Origin of the sequence: Thiohalobacter sp. (assembly GCF_027000115.1) — a bacterium.
GTDB lineage: Bacteria > Pseudomonadota > Gammaproteobacteria > Thiohalobacterales > Thiohalobacteraceae > JALTON01.
The window spans coordinates 12,650-25,109 of record NZ_JALTON010000048.1 but is presented as its reverse complement, the minus strand read 5'-3'; the positions used below and the strand labels follow the sequence as shown (position 1 = coordinate 25,109).

The following is a 12,460-nucleotide window of genomic DNA, read 5'->3' as shown; positions in this document are numbered from 1 at the left end:
CCGGTCACAGGGAACGCTTGAGCATCAGCTCCTTGATGTGCCCGATCGCCCGGGTCGGATTCAGACCCTTGGGGCAGACCTCCACGCAGTTCATGATGGTGTGACAGCGGAACAGCTTGAACGGCCCCTCGAGATCATCCAGTCGTTCGTCCGTGGCCTGGTCGCGACTGTCGGCAAGGAAACGCCAGGCCTGCAGCAGGGCCGCTGGGCCGAGGAAGCGATCCGGGTTCCACCAGAACGAAGGACAGGAGGTGGAGCAGCAGGCGCAGAGAATGCACTCGTACAGCCCGTCGAGCCTTTCGCGGTCCTCGGGGCTCTGCAGGCGTTCCACCTCGGGCTCCGGATCGTTGTTGATCAGGTAGGGGCGGGCCTCCCGGTACTGGCGATAGAAGGGTTCCATGTCCACGATCAGGTCGCGGATCACCGGCATGCCCGGCAGCGGCCGCAGGGTCACGGGCTCGGCGAGCGTATTGAGCGCCGTCACGCAGGCCAGACCGTTGCGGCCGTTGATGTTCATGGCATCCGAGCCGCAGACACCTTCCTGGCAGGAACGACGGAAGCTCAGTGACTCGTCCATGGCCTTCAGCGCCAGCAGCGCATCGAGCAGCATCATGCCCGGTTCAATGGCCGACGCCGGCAGCTCATAGTCCTGCATCCGCGGCTCGGCGTCGACGTCGGGATTGTATCTGTAGATCGAAAATTTCATGGATGGTCAGATACAAGTGGCAAGATACAAGATACAAGTCCTGAACACCGTGGCAAGCGCATCCTGCTGCCGGGCATGTCATGCCCAGGCCGGAAGAAGCCACGCACCTCGTTACTTGTATCTTGCATCCTGTATCTTGTATCCCTCATTTCAATACACCCTCTCCTTCGGCGGGAACGGCTCCACGGTAATGGGCTTGATGCGCACCGGCTTGTAGTCCAGCCGGCGGCCGTCGCGATAGAACAGGGTGTGACGCATCCAGTGGATGTCGTCCCGGTCCGGGAAGTCCACCCGTGAATGGGCGCCCCGGCTCTCCTTGCGTTCCAGGGCAGAGTGCACCGTGGCCAGCGCGACCTCGACCAGATTCTCCAGCTCCAGTGCCTCGATCCGGGCGGTGTTGAACACCTTGCTGTGATCGCGGATGCCGGCGTCCTGCAGGCGCTCGGCGATGGCGGCCACCCGTTGCGTACCCTGACGCAGGGTCTCCTCGTTGCGAAACACGCCGCAGTCCTCTTCCATCACCTTTTGCAGCTCCTGGCGCAGGCCATCGACCGTTTCGCCCCGCCCGGGCTGATCCCAGCGTACCAACCGGGCCAGCGCCCGTTCGATGCTGGTTTCGTCCAGCGGCCGGTGATAGCGGTTCTCGCGCAGGAACTCGATGATGTGGTTGGCCGCCGCGCGGCCAAATACCAGTATGTCCAGCAGCGAGTTGCCACCCAGCCGGTTGGCGCCGTGCACCGAGACACAGGCGCACTCGCCGGCCGCGTACAGGCCGACCACCGGCTCCTCCGGCCCGTTGTGTTCGGGCACCACCACCTGCCCGAAGCGGTCGGTGGGGATGCCGCCCATGGTGTAGTGGGCGGTGGGATAGACCGGGATGGGCGTTTCCGCCGGGTCGATGTGCAGGAAGGTGCGCACGGTGTCGCGGATACCCGGCAGGCGCCTGGCGACGATGTCCACGCCCAGATGGTCGAGCTTGAGCAGCACGTGGTCCCTGTTGGGCCCGCAGCCGCGGCCCTCGCGCACCTCTATGGCGATGGCGCGGCTGACCACGTCGCGGCTGGCGAGGTCCTTGGCCTTGGGGGCGTAGCGTTCCATGAAGCGTTCGCCCTCGCTGTTGATGAGATAACCACCCTCCCCGCGCGCGCCCTCGGTGATGAGCATGCCCTTGCCGGCGATGCCGGTGGGATGGAACTGGAAAAACTCCATGTCCTGCAGCGGAATGCCGGCGCGCAGCGCCATGGCCATGCCGTCGCCGGTGTTGATCAGGGCATTGGTGTTGGTTCGGAACAACTGCCCTGCCCCGCCGGTGGCCAGCAGGGTGGTCTTGGCCTCGATGACGATGGGTTCGCCGGTGGCGATCTCCAGCGCCACGGCGCCCAGCACCACACCCTCGTCATCGCGGATGAGGTCGACGGCGAAGTATTCGTCGAAGAAGTGGGTACGGGCGCGGATGTTCTGCTGATACAGGGAATGCAGAATGGCATGTCCCGTGCGGTCGGCGGCGGCACAGGTGCGCGCCGCCTGCTCGCCGCCGAAATCCCGGCTCTGGCCACCGAAGGCCCGCTGGTAGATGCGCCCGTTGTCCAGCCGCGAGAAGGGCACCCCCATGTGCTCCAGCTCGTAGACCACGCGCGGGGCGGCACGGCACATGTATTCGATGGCATCCTGGTCGCCGAGATAATCGCTGCCCTTGACGGTGTCGAACATGTGCCAGTGCCAGTTGTCGGGCAGTACATTGGCCAGCGCCGCGTTCACGCCGCCCTGCGCGGCAACCGTGTGGGAGCGGGTCGGGAACACCTTGGACACCACGGCCACGTGAGCCTCGGCGCGCGAAAGCTGGAGCGCGGCACGCAAGCCGCCGCCGCCGGCGCCGATGATGAGGGTATCGAACTTTCGTCTCGGAATGTCCATGACGTCGGCGAAGGCAGTCCCTTCAGTAGGCCAGCACGAACAGTACCCGCAGCAGCCACAGTCCGCTGCCGGCGAGGGTCAGGGCCACCAGGGCCAGCAGGCTGACGCGCAGCCCGGTATGGCGCACATAGTCCATGATCACGTCGCGGATGCCCACCCAGGCGTGCAGCAGCAGCGCAAGCACGAACAGGCCGATGGAGAGATTGACCAGCGGATCGGCGACCCAGGCCTTCCATTCACCATGAGTGGCCATGGGTGCCTGCCAGGCACGCGCCAGCACGAACAGGATGAATCCGGCCAGGTAAACGGCCGTGAAGCGTTGCAGCAGCCAGGCGCGCAGACCATGCGCCCGGCGGCTCACCAGAACCTCCACAACAGCGCCAGGGCGGCGATCGGTGCCAGCAGCGTCGCAAGCCAGGCCGAACGCCGGGCCTGTGGCCTGTCCAGCCCCACCCCGAGATCGAGCATCAGGAAGCGAAGGCCGGCGAGCAGGTGGTGCATCAGGGCCCAGGCCAGCAGCAGGCCGAACAGCCGCAGCGGCGGACTCTGCAACAGGGTCGCGGCCCGCTCGAATCCGGCCTCGCTTTTCAGCGACAGCTCGAACAGGAAGGCGCCCAGGGGAATGGCCAGGAACAAGAGCACGCCGGAGACGCGGTGCGCGATCGAGGTCACGGCGCCGATGGGCATCCGGATCTGCAGCAGGTTCAGAAACCGCGGTCTTTGGGTGGTGGTCGGCATGTTCCGTTTTTTCTTTGCCTCACCGGTTTATACACCTCGACCCGGGCTTTGCCAAGGGGCCATGTCCCCGCGAACGGCACGGCTGAAAGCGCGGCCGCTTTTGGCTAGACTGACGGCCCCTGAACAGTTCACCGGGAGTGCACGATGAAGGCCGAATGGCGCACATTTCTGCAGGAAAACGGTGCCGAGTTCGACGGCGATCGGGTGGTCAGCTACGGCTCGGCCAGGCGCGAGTTGAGCATGGCGCTGACCGGCAATGTGTTTGCCGACCTCTCCCACCGGGCGCTGGTGGCAGTGCACGGCAAGGACGCGGCCGAGTTTCTGCAGAATCAGCTCAGCAACGATGTTCGAGAGGTCAGCGAGAGTCGCAGCCAGTTGACCAGCTACTGCTCGCCCAAGGGGCGCATGCTGGCCATCTTCCGGCTGTTCCGCCGTGGCGACGAGTTCTACCTTTCGTTGCCGGAGGAACTGGTGGAGTCGGTGGTACAAAGGCTGCGCATGTTCGTGCTGCGCTCCGATGTCACGCTGGAAATCGTGACCGACACCTTCGTTCACCTGGGTGCCTCGGGACCGGACGCCGGGGCGGAGCTGGAAAATCTGCTCGGCGAGGTGCCGAAATCGGTGGACGACGTCCTGCGCAGTGACGACTGTACCGTGATCCGGGTCGCGGGCATTCACCCGCGGTTCGAGATCTACGGCCCGCTGGACTGCGCCCAGCGCCTCTGGCAGGGCCTGAACGTGCGTTGCGCGCCCGTCGGCGAGCCGGCCTGGGGCCTGCTCGAGGTGATGTCGGGCATCCCGGTGATCCATGCGGAAACGGTCGAGGCCTTTGTGCCGCAGATGGCGAACCTGGAGCTGCTGGGCGGCGTCAGCTTCAGGAAGGGCTGCTACCCCGGTCAGGAGGTGGTGGCGCGCATGCAGTATCTGGGCAAGCTCAAGCGTCGCATGTACCTGGTGCGCATCGCCGACGAGCCCCCCGCCGCGCCCGGCACCGACATCTTCAGCGCCGATGACCCGGAACAGAGCGCCGGCCAGATCGTCGAGGCGCGGCCGCATCCGGATGGCGGACAGGTGGCGCTGGCAGTGATCCGTATCGCCGCCGCGGACAAGGGTGATCTGCACCTCGGCTCGGCGGACGGACCCGTGCTGGAGTTTCTGGACCTGCCCTACCCGGTGGCTGAAGCGACGGCAGGAGAATAGCCGCCCCGGGTATCCCGGTGCGCTCCGCGCCTCCGCGTTGACGGCGCGGCCGTTGGGGATGCTGCGCAGCGGGTGCTGCTTCAGGCAAAGGCGCGGGTGAGGCCGACCACCGGCCAGGGCGATTCGGCGAGAAACTGATCCAGATCACCGGCAGAAAGCGGCCGACTGATGTGATAGCCCTGCGCCATGTCGCAGCCCAGGGTGCGCAACCGGGAAAGCGCTTCTTCATCCTCGACGCCCTCCGCGACCACTACCAGCCCCAGGTTGTGGGCAAGCTCGACCGTGGACCGGACGATGGTGGCATCATCGCTGTCGTTGACCATGTCCATGACAAAGGAGCGGTCGATCTTGAGTTCTCCGACGGGCAGTTTCTTGAGCCGACTGAGCGAGGAATGGCCGGTCCCGAAATCGTCGATCGACAGGGTCACGCCCAGGTCGCAGATGCGGGTAAGCACGCTGTTGAGATGGTCGTAGTCGCTGAGGAACAGGTCTTCCGTGATTTCCAGCACCAGCCCGCCACGGATCTGCCATTTCTCCAGCAGCATCTCCAGCCGCTGTGCGAAGTCTGCCTCGAGCAGGTTCTTGACCGACAGGTTGACCGCCATGCTCAGTTCCCAGCCACGATCGCGCCAGCTGGCCAACTGGGCAAGGGCCGTGTCCAGCGCCCAGTGACTGAAGGCGTGCATCAGACCCGTTTCCTCCAGTGCGCCGATGAAGCGGTCGGGCGGGACCATGCCCTGCTCGGGATGCTGCCACCGCGCCAGCGCCTCCACGCCCACCACCCGCTCACGGCACAGGTCGACCTTCGGCTGGAAATGGAGCTGGAACTGGTTCCCTGCGAGCGCCGACTTGAGATCAGCCATCAGAGACAACTGGCGAACACTGAGATCGTCCTGCGACGGATCATAGACTGCCACGCCGGCATGTTCCTGCTTGGCCATGTACATGGCCGTATCGGCGTGACGCAGCAACTGGGAGAGGTCGTCGCCATGTTGGGGGTAGATGGCGATGCCTGCGCTGGCGCCCACGGCGAGCTGCTGGTGATCGACCGTGAAGGGCGGATCCAGCGCCCGCAGCAATTGCTCGGCAACGACGCGCGCCGCCGCCTCGTCCGCCTGCGGCAACAGCACCGCGAACTCGTCGCCGCCCAGCCGGGCGACGGTATCGGTGGTGCGCAGCTCGCCGGCCAGGCGGGTGCTGACCTGCTTGAGCAACTGGTCGCCGACCTCGTGTCCCAGGGTCTCGTTGATGGCCTTGAAGCGGTCGAGGTCCAGCAGAACGACCGCAAAATGACCGGTATCACGCTGCGTGTTGAGCAGTTGCTGACGGACACGGTCGCGAAACAGGGATCGGTTGGGCAGCCCGGTGAGGGTGTCATACAGGGAGAGATATTCGAGTTCCTGGTTCACCGCCACCAGGCGCTTGTTGGTCTGGAAGAGTTCCTCCTGGAAGTCCTCGGCGGCCTTGCGCGCCTCTTCCAGGTCCTGGTAGGCCATGGCATTCTCGATGGCGATGGCAGCCTGGCTGGCGAACAGTGTCAGCAGGTCCAGGTCACGCCGGGAGAAGTCGCCCCCGCCCTGTTTGTTCATGCCGGCGAGTCCCCCCAGGAAGTGATGGCGCCCCACCAGCGGCACCATGATCAGGGTCCCCGCTTCCTTTTCCCAGCGATTGCGCTCCTCGGGCGACAGGGACGCAAGCGTACCGCGCCACCAGGGCTTCTGATGACGCCATACCCAGCCACAAACGCCGAAATCCAGTGGCAAGGATTCACCGACGATCTCTGCCACATTGGCGCCGGCACCTGCGCGGTAGGTGTACTGCTGGCAGGCACGGTCCAGAATGGGGATGAGCACGGTTTCGGCGTTGATGAGCTGGCGGGCACGCTGGGCGATCAGATCGAGCACAGGCTGCAGGTGCAGCTCGCTGCCCACGGCGAAGGCCGTTTCCTTGAGCAGCTCGATCTCGCGCTCGCGCTCCGCGAGGGCACGCTCGAGTGCGGCCAGATGCTCCGGGTCGGTGGTCGGCATTCCCCTACCTTTGCCAGCCTGTTCTTCTTCATGTTGGCGGCTGGCGGCGCAAAGGGTTTAACTATGGCAGCCTGCTGACAGCGTAGAAGAAAATCCGGGGCTTCGCCACCCAGGCGAAAACCCAGGCTGCGGTGGATCCCCTTCGGAAAAAAGTCCTTCAAACTCAATTAATTGAACAAACGGCGACCCTGCTCGGCAAGGCAGGCGCTCTGGATCTGTGCCGGCTCACGCCTCCGGCCGCAAATGCGGGAACAGCAGCACGTCACGGATCGACGGCGAATCGGTCAGCAGCATCACCAGCCGGTCGATGCCGATGCCCTCGCCTGCCGTCGGCGGCATCCCGTGTTCGAGGGCGCGAATGTAGTCCGCGTCGAAATGCATGGCCTCCTCGTCGCCTGCCTCCTTCTCCGCGACCTGTTGGCGGAAACGCTCGGCCTGGTCCTCGTAGTCGTTGAGCTCGGAAAAGCCATTGGCGATCTCGCGCCCGCCGACGAAGAACTCGAAGCGGTCGGTGACGAAGGGATCATCGTCATTGCGTCTTGCCAGCGGTGACACCTCGGTGGGATAGGCGGTGATGAAGGTCGGGTCCTTGAGCCGGTGTTCGACCGTCTTTTCGAAGATCTCGATCTGCACCTTGCCCAGGCCCCAGTTGGGCTTGAGCGCGATCTCGAGGCGCTCGGCCACGGCGCGCGCACGCTCCAGCTCGTCGACGTCTGCCGGCTGCAGGTCGGGATTGAAGTGGAGGATGGACTCGCGCACGGTCATGCGGGCAAAGGGCTTGCCGAAGTCGTAGCGCTCGCCCTGGTACTCGATCGTGGTACTGCCGAGGATTTCCTGCGTCAGGCCGCGGAGCATCTCCTCGGTGAGATCCATCAGGTCGCGGTAGTCCGCATAGGCCTGATAGAACTCGAGCATGGTGAACTCGGGGTTGTGCCGGGTGGACAGCCCCTCGTTGCGAAAGTTGCGGTTGATTTCGTAGACGCGTTCGAAGCCGCCGACGACCAGACGCTTGAGATAGAGCTCGGGCGCGATGCGCAGGAACAGTTGCATGTCCAGCGCATTGTGATAGGTGATGAAGGGCCGCGCCGTGGCGCCGCCGGGGATGGCCTGCATCATCGGCGTCTCGACCTCCAGGAAATCACGGTCGTCGAGGAAGTTGCGGAGGTAGCGCACCACGCGGGTACGGGTGCGGAACACCTCGCGCGAGACCTCGTTCATGATCAGATCGAGATAGCGCTGCCGGTAACGGGCCTCCTGATCGGTCAGGCCATGGAACTTCTCGGGCAGCGGGCGCAGCGACTTGACCAGCAGGCGCAGTTGCTCCACGCGCACACTCAGTTCACCCGTTCGGGTCTTGAACAGGTAGCCCTCGGCGCCAACGATGTCGCCCACGTCCCAGGTCTTGAAGGCCTTGTAGACGCCCTCCGGCAGGCTGTCGCGCTGGACGAACAGCTGGATGCGACCGGACATGTCCTGGATATGGGTAAAGCTGGCCTTGCCCATGATGCGCTTGGCCATCATGCGTCCGGCGACCTTGACCCGGATGGGATTCTGCTCGAACCAGGCCTCGTCCTTGTCGTCGTACTCGGCATGCAGCTCGCCGGCCATGACGTCGCGGCGGAAGTCGTTGGGAAAGGCGATGCCCTGTTCGCGCAGCGCCGCCAGCTTGCGGCGGCGCTCGCTGATCAGCCGGTGTTCGTCCTGGGCGGTTCGGGTTCTGTCTTCACTCATGCCGAGAATTCTCTTCGCTTGTCGTTGGTGCCGCCGGTAGGCGGACGGTTTGGGGCGGGTTCCTGCCGCAGGGATTGATGGGCACGGCCCTTCGGGCCTTTGCCCATCCTACCGGCTGAGCGCCTCACGCCTCACAACCCCGCCTTGAGGCTGGCCTCGATGAAGGGGTCGAGGTCGCCGTCCAGTACCGCCTGGGTGTTGCCGGTCTCCACGCCCGTGCGCAGATCCTTGATGCGCGACTGGTCGAGCACATAGGAGCGGATCTGGCTGCCCCAGCCGATGTCGGACTTGGTTTCCTCCAGCGCCTGGGCCTCGGCGTTGCGCTTCTGCAGCTCCAGCTCGTAGAGCTTGGCCTTGAGCTGCTTCATGGCCTGGTCCTTGTTCTTGTGCTGGGAACGGTCGTTCTGGCACTGGACCACGATGCCCGTGGGCAGATGGGTGATGCGCACCGCGGATTCGGTGCGGTTCACGTGCTGGCCGCCGGCGCCCGAGGCACGGTAGACATCGATGCGCAGATCGGCGGGATTGATCTCGACCTCGATGCTGTCGTCGATCTCCGGCGACACGAAGACCGAGGCGAAGGAGGTGTGACGGCGGTTGCCGGAATCGAACGGCGACTTGCGCACCAGCCGGTGGACGCCGGTCTCGGTGCGCAGCCAGCCATAGGCATAGGGGCCCTCGAAGCGGATGGTCGCGCTCTTGATGCCGGCGACCTCGCCGGGCGAGACCTCGATCAGCTCGGTCCTGAAGCCCTTGCGCTCGCCCCAGCGCAGGTACATGCGCAGCAGCATCTCGGCCCAGTCCTGGGCCTCGGTGCCGCCGGAACCGGCCTGGATGTCGACGAAGGCGTTATTGGCATCCATCTCCCCCGAGAACATGCGCCGGAACTCGAGGTTGGAGACTTCCTTCTCGATCGCGTCGAGGTCGGCCTCGACCGAGGCGACGGTTGCCTCGTCGCCCTCGGCGGCGGCGAGTTCGATCAGTTCCTCGGCCTCGTTCAGGCCGTCGCGGATGCGGGTGAGGCCGTGCACCACCTCTTCCAGGCGGGCACGTTCGCGGCCCAGTTCCTGGGCGCGTTCGGGGTCGTTCCAGACATCGGGCTGCTCGAGCTCGCGGGTGACTTCCTGAAGGCGTTCCTGCTTGCCCTCGAAGTCAAAGATACCCCCTCAGGGACTCGGCGCGCCCTTGCAGATCCTTGATGCGGTTGATGAGTGGATTGATTTCCACCGGGAAACTCCAGCTTGATCGGTTCAATCGAAGCGCGCCATGATACACCATGGCCGCCAGTCGGACACCGCGAAAGCGCCGGCTCAGGAAGCAGCGGCGCTGGAACCCTGGCCGCGGCGCCTGCGCACCGACTCGGCTAGGCCCTCGAGCAGGGTGACGGTGTCGTCCCAGCCGATGCAGGCGTCGGTGATGCTCTGGCCGAAGGTCAGCGGCTGGCCGGGAACCACGTCCTGGCGACCGGGCAGCAGATGGCTCTCGGCCATGATGCCGATGATGCGGCGATCGCCACCGGCGATCTGGTGCCCCACGTCCTCGCCCACCAGCAGCTGACGCTCCGGCTGCTTGCGACTGTTGGCGTGGCTGAAGTCGATCATGATCCGCGGCGGCAGGCCTGCCTTCTCCAGCTCCTTCGCCGCCGCGTCCACGCTGGCGGCAGCATAGTTGGGTTCACGCCCGCCCCGCAGGATGACGTGGCAGTCCTCGTTGCCGCTGGTGGAGAAGATGGCCGAGTGGCCCTGCTTGGTCAGCGACAGGAAGTGATGCGGCTGGGAGGCGGAACGGATGGCATCGACCGCCACCCGCAGGGTGCCGTCAGTGGCATTCTTGAAGCCGACGGGACAGGACAGCCCGGAGGCCAGCTCGCGATGAACCTGGCTTTCGGTGGTGCGTGCGCCGATGGCACCCCAGCTCACCAGGTCGGCCACGTACTGCGGGCTGATGAGATCGAGGAACTCGGTGGCCGCCGGAACACCGCGCTCGTTCAGGTCGCGCAGCAGTCGGCGCGCGATGCGCAGGCCCTTGTTGATGTGGAAGCTGCCGTCCAGATCCGGGTCGTTGATCAGGCCCTTCCAGCCCACCGTGGTGCGCGGCTTCTCGAAATACACGCGCATGACCACCAGCAGGTCCCCGGCCAGCCGCTCGCGGATGGCAGCGAGCCGGTCGGCATAGGCCAGCGCGGCCTCGGGGTCGTGGATGGAGCAGGGCCCCACCACGGCGAGCAGCCGGTCGTCATCGCCGGCCAGGATGCGGTGAATGTCGCAGCGGGTGCGCGATACCGTCTCCGCGGCCTGCTCGGTGATCGGGAATTCCTCGTGCACCTGCGCCGGCGGCGAGACCTCCTTGATCTCGAGTATGCGCAGGTCGTCTGTCGGTTGCCGTGTGCTCATCGCTGTCGCTGCCGCGCGGGCGGCTCAAGTTCGGGTCGCAAGGGACCGAAATCCTTCGGTAGGACCGGCCCCGGCGGGGCACGGCCGCGAAAGGCGGCATTATCCCAGAAAGGCCGCGGGCTGTCAGGCTCGGGCCGGGTCCCGAAGTCCTGTACTATCCTGTGACGGCAGACGCGCAGCGCAAAGGAACCCGCAATGACGGAGCACTTCCCCCTGATGGTCCCCGGTGCCACGGCGACCGGGGAGACACTGGAAGTCCACGCCCCCTTCGACCGCAGCCTGATCGCCACCGTCGATGCCGCCGGGCCCGAGACGGTCGAGCGGGCCATGGCCCAGGCCCATGCGCTGTTTCGCAACCGGGATGCCTGGCTGCCGGCACCGGAGCGCATCGCCATCCTGGAGCGGGTCGCCGAGCTGATGAAGGCCCGGGCGGAGACACTGGCGCTGGCGGCGGCCCGCGAGGGCGGCAAGCCGCTGATCGATTCCCGGGTGGAAGTGGCGCGGGCCATCGACGGGGTGCGCAACTGCGTGGAGTGCATCCGCGAGAATGCCGGCCGCGAGATCCCCATGGGCATCAACGCCGCCTCGGCCCACCGCCTGGCCATGACCCACCGCGAGCCGATCGGCGTGGTGGTGGCGGTCAGCGCCTTCAACCATCCCCTGAATCTCATCGTCCATCAGGTCGGGCCGGCCATCGCCGCCGGCTGCCCGGTGGTGGTCAAGCCGGCCGAGGACACGCCCCTGTCCTGTCTGCGCTTCGTCGGCCTGCTGCGGGAGGCCGGCCTGCCGGAGGCCTGGTGCCAGGCGCTGGTGGTCAAGGACCTGGCCGTGGCCGAGGCCCTGGTCACCGACGCGCGGGTGGGTTTTTTCAGCTTCATCGGCAGTGCCCGGGTGGGCTGGATGCTGCGCTCCAAGCTTGCGCCAGGGGCGCGCTGTGCGCTGGAACACGGTGGCGCGGCGCCGGTGCTGATCGAGGCCGATGCCGATCTCGACGATGCCCTGCCGCTGCTGGCCAAGGGCGGCTTCTACCATGCCGGACAGGTCTGCGTGTCGGTGCAACGGGTGTTCTGCGATGCATCGGTTGCCCGCGACGTGGCGCGTGGCCTGGCGGCGCTGGGCGAGGACATGCGCGTGGGTGACCCCAGGCTGGAGGATACCGAGGTCGGCCCATTGATCCGGCCGCGCGAGGTACGGCGGGTGGACGAATGGGTTCAGGAGGCAGTGGCCGGCGGCGCGAAACTGCTGTGCGGAGGCAAGGCCCTGTCGGAGACCACCTACGCTCCCACGGTGCTGCTCGATCCGCCCACGGATGCCCGCGTGTCGCGCGAGGAGATCTTCGGACCGGTGATCTGTGTCTACAGTTGCCGCGACATGGCCGCCGCCATCGAGCAGGCCAATGCCCTGCCCTTCGCATTCCAGGCCGCCGTGTTCACCCGCGACATCCATCGCGCGCTGCGCGCCTACCGCCGGCTGGACGCCTCGGCCGTGATGGTCAACGATCACACCGCCTTCCGCGTGGACTGGATGCCCTTCGCCGGCCTGCGCCAGTCCGGCCTCGGCGTCGGCGGCATCCCCTACACCTTCGAGGACATGCAGATCGAAAAGCTGCTGGTGGTGCGGTCACCCGAACTCTGAGAGCGGAGCACACATTTTGTCGGAAATATTACGTTCTGTCTGATGGTGGCGGACTGGGTAGGATGGGCAAAGGCGCGCAGCGACGTGCCCATCAGCATCCCGTGACCGTCATGATG

General features: G+C 65.9%; 10 protein-coding genes. 2 read left to right on the top strand and 8 right to left on the bottom strand.

Annotated elements, in window-relative coordinates; all coding sequences use genetic code 11:
• Positions 1 to 4: 4 nt before the first annotated feature.
• The 4 genes from MVF76_RS08705 to sdhC form a co-directional block, all read right to left on the bottom strand.
• Positions 5 to 706, bottom strand: coding sequence for a succinate dehydrogenase iron-sulfur subunit (locus MVF76_RS08705; protein ID WP_297528419.1), 702 nt, complete (start codon positions 704 to 706; stop codon positions 5 to 7).
• Positions 707 to 856: 150 nt separating this feature from the next.
• Positions 857 to 2,620: a succinate dehydrogenase flavoprotein subunit gene (gene sdhA / locus MVF76_RS08700; protein WP_297528418.1), complete on the bottom strand. Its 1,764-nt coding sequence runs from the start codon at positions 2,618 to 2,620 to the stop codon at positions 857 to 859.
• 22 nt (positions 2,621 to 2,642) lie between these two features.
• Positions 2,643 to 2,981, bottom strand: coding sequence for a succinate dehydrogenase, hydrophobic membrane anchor protein (sdhD, locus tag MVF76_RS08695; protein ID WP_297528417.1), 339 nt, complete (start codon positions 2,979 to 2,981; stop codon positions 2,643 to 2,645).
• Positions 2,978 to 3,358 (bottom strand): succinate dehydrogenase, cytochrome b556 subunit, encoded by a 381-nt coding sequence (sdhC, locus tag MVF76_RS08690; protein ID WP_297528416.1) that lies wholly within the window; start codon positions 3,356 to 3,358, stop codon positions 2,978 to 2,980. The genes sdhD and sdhC overlap by 4 nt, the downstream gene beginning before the upstream one ends.
• A 144-nt stretch (positions 3,359 to 3,502) precedes the next feature.
• Here sdhC and ygfZ point away from each other — a divergent pair, with 144 nt between their 5' ends.
• Positions 3,503 to 4,558 (top strand): CAF17-like 4Fe-4S cluster assembly/insertion protein YgfZ, encoded by a 1,056-nt coding sequence (ygfZ, locus tag MVF76_RS08685; protein WP_297528415.1) that lies wholly within the window; start codon positions 3,503 to 3,505, stop codon positions 4,556 to 4,558.
• Between the two features lie 80 nt (positions 4,559 to 4,638).
• Here ygfZ and MVF76_RS08680 read toward each other — a convergent pair whose 3' ends face one another.
• The 4 genes from MVF76_RS08680 to aroG all read right to left on the bottom strand — a co-directional run bounded on the left by MVF76_RS08680 (position 4,639) and on the right by aroG (position 10,709).
• Complete coding sequence (locus tag MVF76_RS08680; RefSeq protein ID WP_297528414.1) at positions 4,639 to 6,585, bottom strand: putative bifunctional diguanylate cyclase/phosphodiesterase; 1,947 nt, start codon at positions 6,583 to 6,585, stop codon at positions 4,639 to 4,641.
• 225 nt (positions 6,586 to 6,810) lie between these two features.
• Positions 6,811 to 8,316, bottom strand: a complete 1,506-nt coding sequence (gene lysS, locus MVF76_RS08675) for a lysine--tRNA ligase (RefSeq protein WP_297528413.1) — start codon at positions 8,314 to 8,316, stop codon at positions 6,811 to 6,813.
• A gap of 131 nt (positions 8,317 to 8,447) precedes the next feature.
• Positions 8,448 to 9,594, bottom strand: a protein-coding gene (gene prfB / locus MVF76_RS08670) for a peptide chain release factor 2 (protein WP_297528412.1) whose coding sequence is annotated in 2 segments (ribosomal slippage) — positions 8,448 to 9,470 and positions 9,472 to 9,594 — 1,146 coding nt in all. Because the reading frame shifts where the segments join, the coding sequence is not laid out codon by codon here.
• 32 nt (positions 9,595 to 9,626) lie between these two features.
• Entirely contained in the window at positions 9,627 to 10,709 is a 1,083-nt protein-coding gene (aroG, locus tag MVF76_RS08665) for a 3-deoxy-7-phosphoheptulonate synthase AroG (protein ID WP_297528411.1), read from the bottom strand.
• 195 nt (positions 10,710 to 10,904) lie between these two features.
• Here aroG and MVF76_RS08660 point away from each other — a divergent pair, with 195 nt between their 5' ends.
• Complete coding sequence (locus tag MVF76_RS08660) at positions 10,905 to 12,344, top strand: aldehyde dehydrogenase family protein (protein WP_297528410.1); 1,440 nt, start codon at positions 10,905 to 10,907, stop codon at positions 12,342 to 12,344.
• The last annotated feature ends 116 nt before the right edge of the window (positions 12,345 to 12,460 follow it).

What these genes read in the sequence shown, in the direction of transcription:
- MVF76_RS08705 (WP_297528419.1), bottom strand. Translation starts at nt 706, where the DNA reads ATGAAATTTTCGATCTACAGATACAATCCCGACGTCGACGCCGAGCCG.
- sdhA (WP_297528418.1), bottom strand. Translation starts at nt 2,620, where the DNA reads ATGGACATTCCGAGACGAAAGTTCGATACCCTCATCATCGGCGCCGGC.
- sdhC (WP_297528416.1), bottom strand. Translation starts at nt 3,358, where the DNA reads ATGCCGACCACCACCCAAAGACCGCGGTTTCTGAACCTGCTGCAGATC.
- ygfZ (WP_297528415.1), top strand. Translation starts at nt 3,503, where the DNA reads ATGAAGGCCGAATGGCGCACATTTCTGCAGGAAAACGGTGCCGAGTTC.
- MVF76_RS08680 (WP_297528414.1), bottom strand. Translation starts at nt 6,585, where the DNA reads ATGCCGACCACCGACCCGGAGCATCTGGCCGCACTCGAGCGTGCCCTC.
- lysS (WP_297528413.1), bottom strand. Translation starts at nt 8,316, where the DNA reads ATGAGTGAAGACAGAACCCGAACCGCCCAGGACGAACACCGGCTGATC.
- aroG (WP_297528411.1), bottom strand. Translation starts at nt 10,709, where the DNA reads ATGAGCACACGGCAACCGACAGACGACCTGCGCATACTCGAGATCAAG.
- MVF76_RS08660 (WP_297528410.1), top strand. Translation starts at nt 10,905, where the DNA reads ATGACGGAGCACTTCCCCCTGATGGTCCCCGGTGCCACGGCGACCGGG.